Consider the following 16731-nt stretch of genomic DNA (forward strand, 5'->3'; position numbering starts at 1 on the left):
CCGCGGTCACCCCGGGTAGTCGCGGTCCGTGCCGCGTGAGATGGATCCCCAGGACCCCGACACCCTCTACGCCGAGGGTCCGGTGACCCCCGAACCTCCGGACGACGACGTCCCCGAGTCCTCACCGCTGCCCGACTCCGGCGGTACCGGACCAGGACCGGACGACCTCGATCGGCTGCTCTGAGAGGGCTCAGACCCGGGCGGCGGGTGACACCCCACCGGCCCCCTCGCGCTCGGTGACCGCCACCTCGTCGTCGTCCTCGTCGGCTTCGTCGTCCTCGTCGGCTTCGTCGGACTCGTCCTCGTCCGCGGGCGGTGCGGTCACCTCGCCCCCGCCGCCGTCACCGGATGGGGTGGTCGGCTCGCTGGTCGTGCCGGCGTCGCCGGGTGGGGTGGTCGGCTCGCTGGTCGTGCCGCCGTCGCCGGGTGGGGTGGTCGGCGTGCCCGTGGCGTCCTCCGGCGGGGTGGTCGGCTCGCTGGTCGTGCCGCCGTCGCCGGGTGGGGTGGTCGGCGTGCCCGTGGCGTCCTCCGGCGGGGTGGTCGGCTCGCTGGTCGTCCCGCCGTCCTCCGGGGGCGCCGGGGGGTCGTCGGTGACCGGGCCCGCGCCGCCATCGGCCGGGACCGCGGGGGCCGTCGTGCCGGCCGGCGCCGGCTCGTCGGCCGGGACCGCGGGGGCGGGCGCCACGGGCCGGGGGCGCCCCACCGGGGTGGCGCCGCCACCGGTGACGGGGACCAGTTCCGGGAGCGTCGCGCCCGGCCGCACCGCGACGGCGAGGCGGACCACGTCGCCCGGACGCAGCAGGATGCCCGCCGGCTCGAGGCCGGTCACGGTCCCCGGGGGGCGCTCCGTCGTCGGGTCCTGCACCTGCCGCACCGTGAGACCGAGGGCCCCGAGCTCCCCGGCGACCTCCGCGGCGGGTCGGCCGAGGTAGGCCCCGGGCTCCAGCACCACACCCGCCCCGGCCGACGGGCCGGAGACGGCGCCGGCAGCGGTCCCGGGCTCCGTGCCGGGACCGGGACCCAGGGTGAGCGCACCGGCGCCGAGGAGGAACGCCACCAGCGGCAGCAGCACCACGAGCGCCGGCCGGCGGACCGCCGTCGCGGCCTGCGGGCGGGTGACCGGGGCGGCCCGGCGCTTCGCGGCTTCGCGGCGACGCTGCTCCGCCCGGCGTTCCCGCCGCACCGGCGCGCGCACCACGGACCGGGTCGGCGGTTCCCCGGACGGCCGCCGGATGGTCTCCTCGATCGCGGAGAGGAAGGCGTCGCCGTCGCGCGGGCGGTCCCGGGGGTCCTTCACCAGGGCGGCGTCGATGAGGGCGCGGACGTCGGGGGGCAGCTCGGCCGGGAGCGGTTCCGGGGTCTCCTGCACCTGCTTGAGCGCGACGGTCACCGGGTTGTCACCGTCGAAGGCCGCGTGCCCGGCCAGGGACTCGTAGCCGACGAGGCCGAGCGCGTAGACGTCGCTGGCCGGGCTGACGTGCTCGCCCCGGGCCTGCTCGGGCGACATGTACTGGGCGGTGCCGACGACCTGCCCGGTGCGCGTGATCGGTGCGCTCCCCGCCGACCACGAGATGCCGAAGTCGGTGAGCTTCACCGTGTCGCCCGGGCCGAGCAGGATGTTGGCCGGCTTCACGTCGCGGTGCACCACACCCGCCCGGTGTGCCTCGGCCAGGCCGGCGGCCGCCTGCCGCAGCAGCGAGAGGGTGGCGCGGGTGTCCAGCGCGCCCTCCTCGGCCAGCCGCGCCGAGAGCGACGAGCCCTCCACGAGCTCCATCACCAGGTAGGCCAGGCTCTCACCGGTGTCGGCGGCGGTGGTCTCCCCGTAGTCGAGGACGGCGGCGATGTTGGGGTGGCTCAGCCCGGCCGCGTGCCGGGCCTCGGAGCGGAAGCGGGCGACGAAGACCGGGTCGTCGGCGAACTCGCTGCGCAGCACCTTGACCGCCACCGTGCGGTGGAGCTGCAGGTCACGCGCGCGCCAGACCTCGCCCATGCCACCGACCGCGATGAGCTCGTGGAGCTGGTAGCGGCCGTCCAGGCAGCGTCGGCTGGTCTCGGCCGTGGTCACTCCCGATCTCCTCGTGTGCGTACCGCGAGGGCCTCCCCGCGCGTCGTCCCGTGCCCGTGCGCCCCGGGGGTGCCCGCCCGGGCCGGCATTCAACCCCGCAGGGCCCGATCGGCTGCGATGAGCGGTGCCGCTCGCGGCGGCGCCGCGGGGGTCTCGTCCGGCTCGACGCCCTGGCCGCGGAGATCCGCTCGGCCACCGGCCGCCGGGTGGAGACCGCCGCACCGGACGTCACGGACGCCGATGCGGTGCCCGCCGTCTCCGCCGCCACCGAGGCCGGCGTCGCCTCGCTCGCCGAAGGCCTGCCCAGCGGGCGCGTCCCCGATGTCGACGTGTGGTGGTCCACCCGGCTGCATCCGCTCGGAGATGAACCAGCACGTGCAGCAGCGGACCCGCTCCGTGGTGGTCACGCCGACCGGGGTCCGGGCCGTGGCGGCGGCCATCGAGGCCCGGCGGACCACGGCCTACGTCCCCGCGTGGCCGTGGGTGCCGATCGGGCCGGCCATGCGCGGGCTACCGCTCTCCGTGGTCGGCCGGCTCACGTGGGAGCCGCCGCGGGCGTGCTCAGTTGTAGTTGACGTGCACGTGGTCCATGTGGTTGGCCGTCGCGCTGCCGCGGTTCTCCATGGCCTGCCAGGACCCCCCGGGCGAGGACAGCATCCGCTGCTGCCAGATGAGGTAGTCCACGCCGAGCTCGGCCCAGTGCGCGCGGTGGTACTCGACGATGGCGTCCCCGAGGGCGGCGTTCGACATCACCATGTAGTCCAGCGCCAGACCGGAGGGGTGCCCGCCCGGGTCGGCGGCGCTGGCCCGGGTGCCGCCCAGGGTGATCCCCGCGGCGCCGGGCACGTTGCTGACCACGGCGTCGGCCGCGGACTGGGTCTGCGAGCGGACGCTGCCGGCGGTGTTGCTGATCCGCGCGACGGCCGTGGCCGCCACCGAGGCGGCCGCCGTCGCCGCCGCCCGGGCCTGCTGCGTGGGGCTCGCCGGAGCCGCCGCCGCCTGCTGCTCGGCGGCCGCCGCGGCGGCAGCGGCCTCCTCCGCCGCCTTCTTCTCGGCCTCGGCGCGGGCCAGGGCCTCCGCCTCGGCCGTCTGCCGGTCCAGCTCGGCCTGGTCGGCCGCGGCCTGGGCCTGCTGCGCCGCGGCCTGGTCGGCCTCCCGGGTGCTCCGGCTGGCCGCGAGGTCCTCGAGCGGGGCGAGGTCCTCGGTCACGTCGATGGGACCCGACTGCGCGGAGAGGCCCAGTTCCTCGGCGACGCTGACCGACTCGGAGGTGCCGGCCTCGGCCTGGGCGGTCGGCTCGACGCCGACGAGGCTGTTCACCAGCACGGCGCCCGTGACCGCGACGCCGAGGTAGAGCGCGGGCCGGCGGACGGCCGCGGGCGGACGGCGGCGGAGGGCGAGCGGGCCGCGTCGGCCGGTGGTGGTGGTGCGGGGATCCATGGTGTTCGGGTGCTCCGGGATGTGGGGCGCGACCGGTCGCCGGGGGCGGGGCGCGGAGGATGCGGACAGCGGGCCCGGGCGCGGGTCGCGGGGCCGTCGGGCACCGGCGGGGAGGCCGGTGCGGGCCGACGGCGGGCGACCGGCGCGACGCCGGGCAGCGCGTGCGATCAGATCCGCGGACGCGCCCGGAGGCGGCGGTGCCGGCGGGCGCAGGGTCGTGCGGCGGTGCAGGGGCGCGCCATGCGGCGGCTCTCCATTTCTTCCGTGGTGCCGCCTACCGGGTCAGCTGACGGTGGGGGAAGCAGGTGCATACCCGCGACGGGACGTGCCCGGCGCGCGATTCACCCCAGTGCTGCGGTGGGTCCCCGGCCCGCCCCGGAGGACGGCTCGGCGGCGCCCGGCGGACCTCCCCTGGTGGGGAGAGAACGACCGGCCGGGCCCCGCCACGGTAACCGCCGTTATGCAGTCGTGACAATTCGCAGGCGCTGATTTCCAGGACGTGATGTGTGTCGCGGCGGCGCGGACCCCCGGTCGGTGGTGTAGCGCGCGCGGGAGCTCAGCCGGCGTCGGCCCAGGACCGGACCACGGCGACGTCGAGCGGGAAGTCCACCGGGAAGGCGCCGAACAGCAGCCGGCCGGCGGTCGACGCCGCAGCTCGGACCGCCTCGGCCACCTCGTCCGCCAGGTGCTCGGGCGTGTGCACGACCACCTCGTCGTGGAGGAAGAACGCCAGGTGCGGCCGCGCCTCCACGTCGCCCTCCCCGCCCAGCCGCCACAGCCGGTTGCGGAGGTCGGCCAGCCAGCACAGCGCCCACTCGGCCCCGGTGCCCTGGACGACGAAGTTGCGGGTGAAGCGGCCCCACGCGCGGCGGGCCCGGTCGCCCTCCTCGTGCGGCCACACCCCGGGGAGCGGCGATCCCCGCCCGAGCAGGGTGTGCACCACCTCGCCGCGCTCACCGGCGCGGGCGGCCTCCTCCACCAGGCCGATGGCCCGGGGGTAGCGGCGGGCCAGCCGGGGCATCATGCGCCCGCTCTCGCCGCGGGTGCCGCCGTACATCGCGCCGAGGATGCCGAGCTTCGCGTCGGCCCGCGTCGCCACGGTGCCCGCGGCGACCATCCCCGCGTACAGGTCGGCGGCGCGGGCGGCCTGCGCCATGGCGTCGTCCCCGCTCATCCCGGCCAGCACCCGCGGCTCGAGCTGCGCGACGTCGGCGACCACGAACCGCCAGCCCTCGTCGGCGGCCGCCGCGGGCCGGACGACCGTGGGCACCGAGAGCGCCCCACCCCCGGAGGAGGCCCACCGACCGGTCACCACCCCACCGGGCACGAAGACGGCGCGGAACCGGCCGTCGCGCACCCACGTGTCCAGCCAGGCCCAGCCGTTGGCCGCCAGCAACCGGGACAGCTTCCGGTACTCCAGCAGCGCCGGGATGCCGGGGTGGTCGAGCTGCTCCAGCGTCCAGGACCGGGTGTCGGGGACCGGCAGCCCGGCGTGCTGGAGCACCCGGAGCAGCTCTCCGGGCGAGTCCGGGTTGAGCGCCGGCGCGCCGAACGCCGCGCGGACCTCCTCCAGCAGCCGCTCGAGCACCGCCGGGCGCCTCCCCGCCCCCGGGCGCGCACCCAGCAGGCCGGTGAGCAGGCGCGCGTGCACGTCGGCGCGCCAGGGCAGGCCGGTGTGGGTCAGCTCGGCGGCGACCAGCGCCCCGGAGGACTCCGCGGCCAGCAGCAGGGCGAGCCGGTCCCGCTGCGGCGAGGCGGCCAGCACCGCCTGCTGGCGCCGGTGCTCGGCCACCGGGTCGAGCAGGTCGGCCGGGTCGGCGAGCGGGAACAGGGCCGGGTCCGGCGGCGGGCCGGGCTGCAGCGCGTCCCAGCCCGGCGTGTCCTCCCCGGCGAGCAGGTCCTGCGCGGCGAACGGGGACCGCCGCAGGATCGCGTGGCCCAGCCGCAGGTCGGTGCAGCGCTCGACGCGCACCCCGGCCGTCAGCAGCGCGGGGTACCAGCGGGTCGTGTCGTCCCACACCCAGCGGACCGGCGTCGCGCCGCCCTCGCGCTCCGCCGCGAACCCGGCGACCGCCGCGGCGTGGAGCCGGGTGCTGCGGCCGGCTGCCCCGTCGGCACCGAGCTCGACGGCCTCGACCGCGCCGGCGCCGCGCCGGAGCAGGATCCGCTCCACCTGCGTCCGGGCCTACGGAGCGGGTGGGCCGCCGCGGCCGAGCAGCCGGTGCAGGCAGCGCACCGGAGCGCCGAGGACCACCCGGGTGACGTGCACCCCGAGGCGGAGCAGGTCGGCGTAGTCCGGGGGACGGACGGCGGTGGGCGGCCCGCCCACACCGGGCGACGGACGACGGGCGGCGGGCAGGGGCGGCGGGCCGGGCGGGGGCGCCACGGGGCCGGGCGGGGGCGGCGGGCCGGGCGCCGCGGGGACGAGGAGGTCGACCGCCGACCGGCGCCGCGGACCCCGCAGCGAGTCGAACGACGGGATGGCCGGCGCCACCGGCCCCTCCTCGTCGGGGGCGGCGTCGCCGCCCCCGTCGCCCGGCCGCGTGCCGGCACCCGGCAGCCGCGCGGGCGGCTCGGGGACGACGGCCCGGATCGCGGTGACGAGCCCGGGGCCCAGCCCGGGGACGGCGCCGAGCTCCCGGCGGGTCAGGGCGGCGAGCTCCCCGGCCTCGGTGATCCCGGCACGGGTCAGCGCGGTGACCGCCCGTGCGGGCAGCCCGAGCTCCCGGATCGTCCCCGCGGGCTGTCCCGGTGCGCTGGTCGGCATGTCGGCCAACCCTAGCGATGCCCTCCCGCCACCGCTGCGGTGGCGGTCGGATCAGACCGCCGCCACCTCGTAGGTGTGCCCGGCCGCGCGCAGCCGCTCGACGAGCACCTCGCCCATCGCCGTCGCCGGCGTGAGGGAGCCGGCCCGGTCGGGCAGCCGGTCCCCGTCGAGGGCGAGCGCGAGGGCGGCCTCGCCCAGCATGACGGCGGTGGCCTTGTAGCCCGGGTCGCCGCTACCCGCGGCGGTCGCCCGGTAGCGGCGTCCGTCCTCGGCGGTGGCGTCGACCACCATGCGGAACCAGCCGTTCTCCCGGACGGACTCGCCCGGGCCGGTGCCGGGCGCCGGCAGCACCCGGTCCAGCAGGGCGCGGGTCGGCGCGAGGCTCATGGCCGACACGGTCGCGAGCAGCCCTGCGCTGATCCCCGCGGCGGTCACCGCCCCCAGCGGGCCACGCCCCGTCCCCATGACCTCGCCGTAGCGCAGCCCCCGCCCGTAGGCCCAGTCCTGGAGGGCGTTGCTCCGCCGCACGATGCGGGTGTTGAAGGGCGCCATGACGAAGGGCGCCGTCCACCGCCCGTCCGGCGTCTGCGCGGGCATCCCCGCGTCCCGCGGCTGGCGGGTGTCCGGCTCCGCCGCGCGGTCGGGGCTCAGCGCGAAGGGGTCGCCCACCACCCGGCGCCGTGCCGGATCGGCTTGCAGCGCCTCCACCTGCGCGCGCATCGAGTCGATGGTCCCGCCGCTGAAGCCGCCCCGGAGGGCGGCGATCAACTGGACATCGCGCAGCCCGCCCGCGCCGTCGGCCGCGGCCTGCCGGCCGAGCAGGAACACGCTGAGGTCCGAGGGGATCGAGTCGTACCCGCAGGCGTGCACGATGCGCGCGCCGGTCTCCTTCGCGACGGCATCGCAGCGCTCGATCGCGTCCCGGACGAACAGCACCTCCCCGGTGAGATCGGCGTAGTGCGTGCCGGCCTTGGCGCACGCCTCCACCACGGGCAGGCCGTACCGGGCGTAGGGGCCGACCGTGGTCACCAGCACGCGGGTGGCGCCGGCGAGGGAGTCCAGGGAGGCGGGATCGGTCGAGTCCGCCTCGACCAGCGCCCAGTCCCGGCCGCCGGAGGGCAGCGCACGCCGGACCTCCTCGAGCCGCTCCCGGGACCGCCCGGCCAGCGCGATCCGGATCTCGGGCGGGGCGTGCTCGGCGAGGTAGCCCGCGAGCAGCCGGCCGACGAAGCCGGTCGCCCCGTAGACGACGAGGTCGTAGGTCCGTGCGTCTTCTGCCATGCCGCCATCCTGTCCTGCCCGGGGGCACGTGTCCCCCCGGGCTCCGCCGGGCGGGCGGGGCACCGGGACGTCTCGGGGAGGTCACGACCCGGAACAGGGGTCACTCCGACCTCTCACGTGCTCGAGGAAGCGCGGGGACGTGCCGATGGAGGTCGCATGGCAGTGCGGCTCGCATCGGTGCGGACCGCGACCCGTCGGCAGGTCGCGGAACGGTCGTCGACGTCCCCGTGGTGGCGGTCGGCGGTGGTGTACCAGGTCTACCTGCGCTCGTTCGCGGACGGGAACGGTGACGGCGTCGGTGATCTCGCCGGCCTGCGCTCCCGGCTGCCGTACCTGTCGTGGCTGGGCGTTGACGCGGTGTGGATCAACCCGCACTACCCCTCCGGGGGCGCCGACGGCGGCTACGACATCGTCGACTACCGCGCCGTCGACCCCGAGTACGGCGACGTCGCCGACCTCGAGGCGCTGGTCGCCGAGGCCCGCGCGCTGGGCCTGCGGGTCGTGCTCGACGTCGTCCCCAACCACACCTCCGACCGGCATCCCTGGTTCCAGGCCGCGCTGGCCGACCCGGACTGCCCCGAGGCGTCGCGCTACCACTTCGCGCCCCCGTCGGAGGAGCCGCCGAACAACTGGCAGTCGCTCTTCGGCGGGCCGGCGTGGTCGCGGACCCCTGACGGCCGCTGGTACCTGCACCTGTTCGCCCCCGAGCAGCCCGACCTCAACTGGCGCGACCCCGCCGTCGCCGCCGACTTCGAGCGGACGCTGCGCTTCTGGCTCGACCGCGGCGTCAGCGGCTTCCGCGTCGACGTCGCCTACGGCCTGTTCAAGGACGCCGGCCTGCGGGACAACCCGGGTGCCTACTCCCCCACCCTCTTCGGCCACGGCCCCGAGCAGGCGATGACCTGGAACCAGCCCGAGGTGCACGACGTCTGGCGGCGCTGGCGGTCGATCTGCGACGAGTATCCCGACACCATGCTCGTCGGCGAGGTCTGCCTGGCCGACCCGCGCGAGGTGGCCCTCTACTCCCGCCCCGACGAGATGCACCAGTCGTTCAGCTTCCGGCTGCTGAAGTCGGCGTGGTCGACCGAGGCGTTCGCCGACGGCGTGCGCAGCGCGCTGGACGCCTTCGGCGAGGTGGGCGCTCCCGTCTCCTGGGTGCTGGGCAACCACGACAAGGACCGGCAGGTCACCCGCTTCGGCGGGGGCGCGGTGGGCACCGCCCGCGCCCGCGCCGCGGCGCTGCTGATGCTGGCCCTCCCGGGATCGGCCTACGTCTACGCCGGCGACGAGCTGGGCCTCCCGCAGGCCGACGTCCCGGACGAGGCCAAGCGCGACCCGATCTTCTTCCGCAGCGGAGGCGCCCGCGGCGGGCGCGACGGCTGCCGCGTGCCCATGCCGTGGAACCCCTCGCCCGGGGTCGGCTTCTCCGCCGGCGCCGACGCCGAGCCCTGGCTGCCGATCCCGGCGGAGTGGGACCGGTACGCGGTGTCCCGCCAGTCCCGCGACGGCGGCTCGATGCTGACCCTGTACCGCCGCGCGCTGGCGCTGCGCGAGGCGCACCCGGCGCTGGGCTCGGGCCGGGCGACGGTCAGCACGCGGGGCGACGTCCTCACCGTGCGGTGCACCGCCGACGACGGCAGCGTGGTCCGCTGCGTGGTGAACATGGGCAGCGGGACGACGCTGGTGCGCACCCGCGGCACCGTCCTGCTGGCCTCGAACACGCACGTGCGCCGCTCCCCGGCCACCGTGGCGCTGCCCCCGCACACCGCGATCTGGCTCGCCGAGGGCTGACCTCCCCCGTACGGGGCAGGTCGGGTGCCGGGACGCGAAAGTTGCCCCGGCGACCGTCCGATGGGGTCTGGTGACCAGAGTGGCGGAACGATCCTCCCCCGGCTCCGGCGTACCCGCACCGGCTCCTGCGGACGCCGGCGCCCTGGCGCTGTGGACGGAGATCGCCGAGCTGGAGGACCGCTCCCGGTTCGACGAGGACGGGTTGGAGCAGCGAGCCGAGCTGGCGCTCGCCGAGGCCCGCGAGGTCGGGCTGCCCGAACTGGAACGGCGCGCCCGCTTGGTCCAGGCCGACCTGGTGCGGCGCCGCGGCGACGTCGCCGAGGCCGGCCGGCTGGCCGAGGAGATCCACCGCTGGGCCGCCGACCACGGAGCCCGCTATCCGCTGGCGCGCAGCCACTTCGTCCTGGCCGCGGTGTTCCAGGAGCTGGGTGACCTGTCCCTGGCGCTGGAGCACGCCGTCCGCGCCGTCGAGCTGCTCGACGAGGACGTCCGGGCGCAGACGCGGATCGACCACCACGCCCGGCTGGCCGACTGCCTCGGGCTCCACGGCGACCTCGCCGCCCGTGACCGCTACGACCACGTGCTGCAGCTCGCCGAGGAGATCGGCGACGTCGACCGGCAACTGCTGGTGCTCAACAACCGCAGCTACTGCGAGATCCTCTCCGGCCGCTTCGAGGACGCGCTGCTCTGGAGCGCGAAGCTGCAGGACCTGGCGGCGCGGCACGGCGTCCCCCTCCGCGTCGGCCGGCTGGACACCGTCGGCCGGGCACTGCTGGAGCTGGACCGTCTCGAGGACGCCGAGGCCGCCATGCTGCCCGGTCTGCACCCCGAGGTGCTCGACGCCTCCCTGGACGGTGACGCGGGCGCCGACTTCCTGCTGACCCTCACCGAGATCCGCCGTCGCCGCGGGCACCACGCCCAAGCCCAGGAGAGCCTCGACGAGTGCGTGCGCCGCTGCGAGCGGCACGGGCTGACGTCCATCCGGGTGCGCGCCCGCCGGGAGCAGGCCGAGCTGCACGCCGCCGCCGGGGACTTCCGGGCGGCGTACGAGGAGCACCGGCTGTACTGCGACGAGCTCATGGAGCTCCAGTCGGCCGAGCGCGATGCCCGGGCCCGGGCGCTGCAGGCCATGTACGAGACGACCGAGGCCCGCCGGCAGAGCCGGCGGTACCGCGAGCTGTCACTGCGCGACCCGCTCACCGGCCTCTACAACCGCCGCTACGTCGACGACGAGCTGCCGCGCCTGCTGGCCGCGCACCCGGGCGAGGTGACCGTGGCGCTGCTGGACCTCGACCACTTCAAGCGGATCAACGACACCTGCTCCCACGAGGTGGGCGACCGGGTGCTCCGCACCGTGGCGGAACTCCTCCAGGAGCACGGCCGGCGGGACTCCGACCCAGGCGGTTCGTTCGTCGCCCGGCTCGGCGGCGAGGAGTTCCTGCTCGTGCTGACCGGCACCGACCCCGGCACCGCGGTGCGGCAGCTGGAGGCGGTCCGCCGGGCGATCGGTGCGCACCCCTGGGACGAGCTGACCGCCGGGCTGCCGGTGACCGTCAGCATCGGCTCGGCCCACGGCGGCACCACGCCGGCGGACGCCCTCGGCCGGGCCGATGCCGCCCTGTACGCGGCCAAGCGGCAGGGGCGCGACCGCGTCGTGGTCGCCGCCTGAGACCGGTGGCCGCCGCGCGGGGGTCAGACGGGCTCGACGCCGAAGACGCGGGCCAGCCGTTCGATCTTGCGGGCGCGGCCCAGCCGGGGCAGGTCACTGCCGTCCCGGATCACCTGGCCGCGGGCGTCGAAGTCGGCGAGGAAGTCCCGCGCCCAGGCGACGTCGGAGGGCGCGGGGCTGATGACCTCGTTGATGACCGGCAACTGGTCCATGTCCAGGCAGAGCTTCCCGGTCAGGCCGAGGGAGACGGTGACGGCGCTCTGCTCCCGCAGCACGGGCAGGCTGCTGCTCACGGTGGGCCCGTCGATCGGACCGGGGAGGTTCCCGATGCGGCTGGCCAGCACCAGGCGGGTCCGCGGGTAGGACATGGCCAGCTCGTCGGCGCTGGTGCCGGTGTCCCGGCGGTAGTCGCCGCTGCCGAACGCCAGCCGGAAGGCTCCGCGGGCGCGGGCGATGTTCACCGCCTCCTCGATGCCGAGGGCCGACTCGACCAGCGCCAGGACGGGCGTGGCACCACCGAGCCGGTCGAACGTCTCCGTCACGTGCGCGGCGGCCTCGGCCTTGGCGAGCATGACGCCGAGCAGCCCCGGCAGCCCGGCCAGCCCCGCCATGTCGTCGGCCCAGTACGGCGTGGCGCGGTCGTTGATCCGCACCCAGGCGCTGCGGTCCTCCCGGGAGAGCCACTGGACGACGCCCTCGCGGGCCTCCGCCTTCCGCGCCGGGTCGACGGCGTCCTCGATGTCGAGCACCACCGCATCCGCCCGCGACTGGTGCGCCACGTCGAACAGCTCCGTGCGGGCGCCGTTCACCAGCAGCCAGGAGCGCGCGTCCTCGGGACCGACCTTCGTTCGTCTCACCACGCCCCCATCCTCGTACGGATGCTCCCCGGCCACCGCTCGGGGGGGCGGCGTCAGGCCCCGGCCACCTGCGGGGCCACCTCGGTGCCCAGCAGCTCGATGCCCTGCATCAGGTCCTCGTGCGCCAGCCGCGGGTTGGTCATCTGCAGCGCCACGCGGTCCACGCCCCCCAGCTGCTCGGAGACCCGCCGCAGCTTGGCGGCCACGGTGCCGGGGTCGCCCATGAAGAAGGCGCCGTCCGGCCCGCTGGTGGCGTCGAACTGCGCCCGGGTCGGGGTGGCGAACCCCCGCTCGCGGGAAACCTTCGCGAACATCTCGTGCCAGCCGGGGTAGATCGTGTCCGCGGCGGCCTGCGTGCTCCCCGCGACGAAGCCGAACACGTGCAGCCCGACCTTCAGCGCCTCCGGCGGGTGACCGGCGTGCGCCCCCGCCCGGCGGTACAGGTCGACCAGCGGGGCGAACTGGCGGGGTTCGCCGCCGATGATCGCGACCATCAGCGGCAGGCCGAGCAGGCCGGCCCGGGCGAAGGACTCCGGCGTGCCCCCCACGCCCACCCAGATGGGCAACGGGTCCTGCAGCGGGCGCGGGTGGACGCCCTGGCCGGTCAGCGGCGGGCGGTGCTTCCCCGACCAGGTGACGTGCTCGGACTCCCGGATGCGCAGCAGCAGGTCGAGGTTCTCGGCGAACAGCTCGTCGTAGTCGGCCAGGCTCAGCCCGAACAGCGGGAAGGCCTCGGTGAACGAGCCGCGCCCCACGACCAGGTCGATCCGCCCCCGGGAGATCAGGTCGAGGGTGGCGAACTGCTGGAAGACCCGCACCGGGTCGGCGGCGCTGAGCACGGTGACGGCGCTGCCCAGCCGGATGCGCGAGGTGCGCGCCGCCGCGGCGCCGAGGATCACCGGCGGCGCGGAGTCGTAGTACTCGCTGCGGTGGTGCTCACCGATGCCGAAGGAGTGCAGGCCGACGCGGTCGGCGAGCTCGATCTCCTCGAGCAGGTGCGCCATGCGCTCCTCCGGGCCGATCAGCCGTTCGGTGCGCGGATCGGTCACCGCCGCGACGAAGCTGTCGACGCCGACGTGCATGGCCGTCCTCCGGGAGCTCGGTTCGGGACGGGACCGGCCGGCCCCGCGGCTCAGTCAACACCGCAGCGGGGGGCGCCGCTCCCGGCCGGTGGGCGCTCCTCCCCCAGCGCCGCCGCCCAGGTCAGCTCGCCGGCCGCCCGCCGGTCGACGACGAGCACCGCATCCCCGGCCGACGGCGTGGCCCCCACCCGCGCGAGATACCGGCGCCAGCGGGTCGCGTGGCGGCGCATCCGGCCCTCGGGGACCGCCCGGCCGCGCGCCCGCTGCCCCTCCCGGGCGAGCTGCGGCGGCACGTCGAGGAGCACCAGCCGCAGCGACCGGCCCGACCAGCGGGCCGCCCGCACCACCAGCCCCCGCCAGCTCCGGCTGGTCCAGGGATCGGTGAGCACCACGAGCGGGGCGTCGCCGCCCAGCGCCCGCAGGACGCGCCACCGGTGCCAGGCGTGCACCCACGGCCGCAGCAGGCGGTACGGGACACCGGGAGCGGCGCGGCGCAGCCGGCCGGCGACGTCCTCGGAGTCCAGGGCGGTCCCGGCCGGGCCGTCGTGGGCGAGCAGGCGACGCAGCAGCGTGGTCTTCCCGCTGCCCGGCAGCCCGCCGACGACGAGGAGCGCGCGGCCGGACCGTTCCGGCGGCGTCCCGCGACGGCCGGCTGCCGACGGGACCGTGCTGCTGACCACGCCGCCTCCTCGGTGCTCGGGAGGCGAGTCTCCCCGAGCGGGATGCGTCTTCCCGGGGAGCCGCCTGGACGTCGGCTGTGGACGACTCCCGGTGCGGTCAGCCCGCGGGGACGACGCGGTCGAGCCAGGCCAGCAGGTCCCGCACGACCTCGTCGCGGTTGGTCTCGTTGAACACCTCGTGCCGGGCGCCGGGGTACGCCTGCAGCGTCACGTCCCGCAGCCCGGCCTCCCGCAGCCGGTCGACGAGGACCCGGACCAGCGCCAGTTCGCCGTTCAGCGGGTCCGCGTCGCCCACCACCACGTACACCGGCAGGTCGGCGCGCACACCGCGCAGCCGCTCGGCGTCGGCCAGCTGGCGCCCGGCCACGAACATCTGCCGGCTGTCCGCGGTCGCCAGCCCGAAGCCGCACCGCGGGTCGGCGACGTAGGCGTCCACCTGCGCCTCGTCGCGGGAGAGCCAGTCGTAGTCGGTGCGGGCCGGCTGGAACGGCGCGTTGAACGCCGAGAGGTCGGTCGGCCCGTCCAGGTCCACGGCGGGCTCGAGCAGGTCCAGCACCGTGGTGCCGGAGAGCACCAGCGCGGCGAGGTCCGCAGAGTGGTCCAGCACGTGCTGCTGCGCGGCGAAGGAGCCCATGCTGTGCCCGAGCAGCACCAGCGGCGCGCCGGGGAGCTCGGCCCGCACGGAGTCGCTCACCCGGCCGATGTCGCGCACCAGCTCGTCCCAGCCGCCGGGGCCCAGGTCGCCCCACGCGCCGTCGCGGGCGGTCGCGCCGTGACCGCGGTGGTCCTGCCCGACGACCACCCAGCCGGCCCCGGTGAGCGCGGCTGCCAGCGCCTCGTAGCGCAGCAGGTGCTCCCCCATGCCGTGGGTGAGCTGCACGACGCCGCGCACCGGGCCGGCGGGGTCCCACCGGTAGACGGTGAGGGGGACGTCGTGGGCGGAGGGGATCGTGGAGGTCTGGTCCGGCATGCCGGGAGGCTACGGCCGCGCGGTCGCCGGGCACATCCACGGAGGACGTGCAGCCGGTACCCAGCCCGTGCACAGCCCGGCGGCCGACCGTGGCGGCATGGACGACGACGCGACCGGACTGCTCTTCGACTCCACCGCGGCCACGGCGCACAGGAGCGCCGCGTGAACGGCCGCCGCGCAGTCCTCCCGCTGCTCCTCGGCGCGGCCCTCGTCGTGGTCGGCGCCCTGACGCTCACGCCGGAGGGCGCCGGCTCGTCGTGGGGCTCGCCGGCCTGAACGCCACCGGCGCCGTCGTCGCCGGGCTGCTGGTGGCCGCCGCGACCGCCGACCGGCCACGGGGCGGGCTCGCCGGGCGCGCCGGCGTGCCGGGCTGACCTCGGGGCGCCGGCGCGTCAGCCCGCCTCGGCGATCCGCTGGATCGCCGCGAGGGTCACCGGGATGCCCTCGTGCGCCTGCCGGGTGCGCAGGGCGATCTGCTCGTCCGCCCGCTCCCCGTAGCGCTCGGCGAACATCGCCAGCCCCGCGGGCAGGAACTCCCACGACTCGGTGAGCTCCGTGCCGCCGGGGACGGGGGCCATGCGGAAGCCCCACCGCACGAAGCCGGCGCCGACGACCCAGGCGAACTCGCGGCCGCGGTCGGCGGCGACCACCTGCGAGCGGGTCTCCCAGGAGCGCTCGGGGGTGGCGTTGCGCCCGGTGAACCGGTCGCCGACCCGCCCCGCGGCGCCCTCGTCCCACCAGCACTCCTGGCAGATCGGGCTCCACTCGCCGGTGCGGGTCACGTCGGAGACCAGGTCGTAGACCTCATCGGGGGCACGTGCGACGACGACCGAGGCGGAGTGGCGCAGTTCGCTCATCGGCGCAGTCTCGCAATCGTCATGCGTGCCCGACGACGCACCCCGGGTATGCGGCGCCGCGTGGAGGAATTGCTGCAGGAGATCGTGAACGTCCTGGTCATCATCGTGGAGGCCTGCGGCGCCGCGGTCATCATCATCGGCGCGGTCTGGGCGTTCCTGCTGTTCCTCTGGGTCGGTCTCCGCGACCGGAGCACGCGGGCCTTCGTCCCCGTCCGGCTGACGCTGGGCCGCTTCCTGGCCCTGGGCCTGGAGTTCCAGTTGGCGGCAGACATCCTCAAGACGGCGGTGGCACCGAGCTGGGAGGAGATCGGTCAGCTGGCCGCCATCGCCGCGATCCGGACGGCGCTGAACTACTTCCTGGGCAAGGAGATCGCCGAGGAGCGCCGGCAGATCGGCGAGGACGGGGACGACTCCTCGGGCGACCCGACCGACCACCGGCGCACCGGGCGCACCGTGTGAGCTCGACGCTGGCCGCGGTCACCGGCACGATGTCCCAGGTCGTCGCGGCGATCGCGCTGGTCTCGGGCGGTCTCGCCCTGGCCGTCACGCGCCGCCCGGCGCTCGCCCTGGGCATCCTCCTCGACCTGCTCGTGGCCGCCGGCCTGCTCCGGCTCGTGGGCGACCCCGGCTGGCGGACCATCGCCACCGTCGCGATCGTCGTCGCGATCCGCCACCTGGTGACCTACGGCCTGCGGCTGGGAGCGCGGTCCTGGAAGGAGACCAGGAAGCGGCGACCGGACCGGCCGCGACAGCGCTACGACGACTCCGCCCGTCACCTGCTCCGTCCGGCCTGGCGGCGGTGACGGTCGTCGTCGGCCGGGGACCGGTCGGTCAGCGGGCCGGCCGGCACGTGTGACCGGGCCCCGGCTGGGCACACCGGTCCGGATCCCGCCCCGACCCGAGAGGAACGGCCATGGCCGCGCACGCCGGTGAGAAGGCGCAGAAGACCGGAGACTTCTACTGCGCCTCCTGCAGCGAGAAGGTCCACGTCACCCAGGGCGACGAGATCCCTCCGTGCCCGAACGGCCACAAGACGTTCGAGACCCGGCGGAACGAGCCGGGCAACAAGAGCTGACGCCCGCTCGAACGACCTGAGGACGACACATGGAGGGCCAGGACCGCTGTCAGGTGGTGCCCGCCGGTGCAGCAGTGCGGGTGACCGAGGTCGTGCCCGGCTCGTCCCGATGCCTGCCCCCGGTCGGCGAGACGACCTGGGCGCGGCTCGTCCGCACGTCCGCGACCCGCAGGAGGATCGGGTCACGGGCGAGGACT

The 16731-nt window shown here is 76.4% G+C and carries 17 protein-coding genes; 7 read left to right on the forward strand and 10 right to left on the reverse strand.

The genetic code is table 11. The features are described from left to right. Positions 1-28 precede the first annotated feature (28 nt). Entirely contained in the window at positions 29-184 is a 156-nt protein-coding gene (locus tag QOZ88_RS03525; RefSeq protein ID WP_170852522.1) for a hypothetical protein, read from the forward strand. Positions 185-190: 6 nt separating this feature from the next. Here QOZ88_RS03525 and QOZ88_RS03530 read toward each other — a convergent pair whose 3' ends face one another. The 5 genes from QOZ88_RS03530 to QOZ88_RS03550 form a co-directional block, all read right to left on the reverse strand. Continuing rightward, positions 191-2065 (reverse strand): protein kinase domain-containing protein, encoded by a 1875-nt coding sequence (locus tag QOZ88_RS03530; RefSeq protein WP_305998410.1) that lies wholly within the window; start codon positions 2063-2065, stop codon positions 191-193. A 561-nt stretch (positions 2066-2626) separates the two neighbouring features. Further along, the gene (locus tag QOZ88_RS03535; RefSeq protein ID WP_305998411.1) at positions 2627-3505 is read right to left on the reverse strand and encodes a hypothetical protein; all 879 of its coding nucleotides are present in this window, start codon (positions 3503-3505) and stop codon (positions 2627-2629) included. 556 nt (positions 3506-4061) lie between these two features. Continuing rightward, positions 4062-5678 carry a bifunctional 3'-5' exonuclease/DNA polymerase gene (locus tag QOZ88_RS03540; protein ID WP_305998412.1) on the reverse strand — a complete coding sequence of 539 codons (1617 nt, stop codon included), beginning with the start codon at positions 5676-5678 and terminating at the stop codon, positions 4062-4064. 12 nt (positions 5679-5690) lie between these two features. Then, positions 5691-6272 carry a DNA-directed RNA polymerase subunit alpha C-terminal domain-containing protein gene (locus QOZ88_RS03545; protein ID WP_305998413.1) on the reverse strand — a complete coding sequence of 194 codons (582 nt, stop codon included), beginning with the start codon at positions 6270-6272 and terminating at the stop codon, positions 5691-5693. 51 nt (positions 6273-6323) lie between these two features. Further along, the gene (locus QOZ88_RS03550) at positions 6324-7553 is read right to left on the reverse strand and encodes a saccharopine dehydrogenase family protein (RefSeq protein WP_305998414.1); all 1230 of its coding nucleotides are present in this window, start codon (positions 7551-7553) and stop codon (positions 6324-6326) included. Positions 7554-7709: 156 nt separating this feature from the next. On the opposite strand from QOZ88_RS03550, the gene QOZ88_RS03555 reads away from it, so the two are divergent. Together QOZ88_RS03555 and QOZ88_RS03560 are read left to right on the forward strand one after the other, a co-directional pair. Then, positions 7710-9344, forward strand: coding sequence for a glycoside hydrolase family 13 protein (locus QOZ88_RS03555; RefSeq protein ID WP_305998415.1), 1635 nt, complete (start codon positions 7710-7712; stop codon positions 9342-9344). A gap of 70 nt (positions 9345-9414) precedes the next feature. Beyond that, positions 9415-11013: a tetratricopeptide repeat-containing diguanylate cyclase gene (locus tag QOZ88_RS03560; RefSeq protein ID WP_305998416.1), complete on the forward strand. Its 1599-nt coding sequence runs from the start codon at positions 9415-9417 to the stop codon at positions 11011-11013. A 23-nt stretch (positions 11014-11036) separates the two neighbouring features. Here the strand turns inward: QOZ88_RS03560 and QOZ88_RS03565 are convergent, their stop codons facing one another. From QOZ88_RS03565 to QOZ88_RS03580, 4 genes are all read right to left on the reverse strand, one after another. After that, complete coding sequence (locus tag QOZ88_RS03565) at positions 11037-11870, reverse strand: HpcH/HpaI aldolase/citrate lyase family protein (protein WP_305998417.1); 834 nt, start codon at positions 11868-11870, stop codon at positions 11037-11039. Positions 11871-11923: 53 nt separating this feature from the next. After that, a complete protein-coding gene (locus tag QOZ88_RS03570; protein ID WP_305998418.1) occupies positions 11924-12952 on the reverse strand; it encodes an LLM class flavin-dependent oxidoreductase in 1029 nt (342 codons plus the stop codon). Positions 12953-13002: 50 nt separating this feature from the next. Beyond that, positions 13003-13632 (reverse strand): AAA family ATPase, encoded by a 630-nt coding sequence (locus QOZ88_RS03575; RefSeq protein ID WP_305998419.1) that lies wholly within the window; start codon positions 13630-13632, stop codon positions 13003-13005. Positions 13633-13729: 97 nt separating this feature from the next. Continuing rightward, positions 13730-14602, reverse strand: coding sequence for an alpha/beta hydrolase (locus tag QOZ88_RS03580; RefSeq protein ID WP_305998420.1), 873 nt, complete (start codon positions 14600-14602; stop codon positions 13730-13732). Between QOZ88_RS03580 and QOZ88_RS03585 the strand changes: the two genes are divergently transcribed. After that, complete coding sequence (locus tag QOZ88_RS03585) at positions 14601-14768, forward strand: hypothetical protein (protein ID WP_305998421.1); 168 nt, start codon at positions 14601-14603, stop codon at positions 14766-14768. The genes QOZ88_RS03580 and QOZ88_RS03585 overlap by 2 nt on opposite strands. A 226-nt stretch (positions 14769-14994) precedes the next feature. Here QOZ88_RS03585 and QOZ88_RS03590 read toward each other — a convergent pair whose 3' ends face one another. Beyond that, entirely contained in the window at positions 14995-15459 is a 465-nt protein-coding gene (locus QOZ88_RS03590; RefSeq protein ID WP_305998422.1) for an SRPBCC family protein, read from the reverse strand. Between the two features lie 60 nt (positions 15460-15519). Between QOZ88_RS03590 and QOZ88_RS03595 the strand changes: the two genes are divergently transcribed. From QOZ88_RS03595 to QOZ88_RS03605, 3 genes are all read left to right on the forward strand, one after another. Next, entirely contained in the window at positions 15520-15918 is a 399-nt protein-coding gene (locus tag QOZ88_RS03595) for a DUF1622 domain-containing protein (RefSeq protein WP_305998423.1), read from the forward strand. Then, on the forward strand, positions 15915-16262 hold the full coding sequence (locus QOZ88_RS03600; RefSeq protein WP_305998424.1) for a DUF1622 domain-containing protein: 348 nt from the start codon (positions 15915-15917) through the stop codon (positions 16260-16262). Before QOZ88_RS03595 ends, QOZ88_RS03600 begins: the two co-directional genes overlap by 4 nt. Positions 16263-16372: 110 nt before the next feature. Beyond that, positions 16373-16534: a zinc ribbon-containing protein gene (locus tag QOZ88_RS03605; RefSeq protein ID WP_091929701.1), complete on the forward strand. Its 162-nt coding sequence runs from the start codon at positions 16373-16375 to the stop codon at positions 16532-16534. Positions 16535-16731 lie beyond the last annotated feature (197 nt).

Source organism: Blastococcus carthaginiensis (assembly GCF_030731085.1).
GTDB classification, from domain to species: domain Bacteria; phylum Actinomycetota; class Actinomycetes; order Mycobacteriales; family Geodermatophilaceae; genus Blastococcus; species Blastococcus carthaginiensis.

Coding starts and splice junctions, on each gene's coding strand:
- QOZ88_RS03570 (WP_305998418.1), bottom strand. CDS start 12,952: ATGCACGTCGGCGTCGACAGCTTCGTCGCGGCGGTGACCGATCCGCGC.
- QOZ88_RS03580 (WP_305998420.1), bottom strand. CDS start 14,602: ATGCCGGACCAGACCTCCACGATCCCCTCCGCCCACGACGTCCCCCTC.
- QOZ88_RS03535 (WP_305998411.1), bottom strand. CDS start 3,505: ATGGATCCCCGCACCACCACCACCGGCCGACGCGGCCCGCTCGCCCTC.
- QOZ88_RS03545 (WP_305998413.1), bottom strand. CDS start 6,272: ATGCCGACCAGCGCACCGGGACAGCCCGCGGGGACGATCCGGGAGCTC.
- QOZ88_RS03590 (WP_305998422.1), bottom strand. CDS start 15,459: ATGAGCGAACTGCGCCACTCCGCCTCGGTCGTCGTCGCACGTGCCCCC.
- QOZ88_RS03550 (WP_305998414.1), bottom strand. CDS start 7,553: ATGGCAGAAGACGCACGGACCTACGACCTCGTCGTCTACGGGGCGACC.
- QOZ88_RS03605 (WP_091929701.1), top strand. CDS start 16,373: ATGGCCGCGCACGCCGGTGAGAAGGCGCAGAAGACCGGAGACTTCTAC.
- QOZ88_RS03555 (WP_305998415.1), top strand. CDS start 7,710: ATGGCAGTGCGGCTCGCATCGGTGCGGACCGCGACCCGTCGGCAGGTC.
- QOZ88_RS03585 (WP_305998421.1), top strand. CDS start 14,601: ATGCCGGGAGGCTACGGCCGCGCGGTCGCCGGGCACATCCACGGAGGA.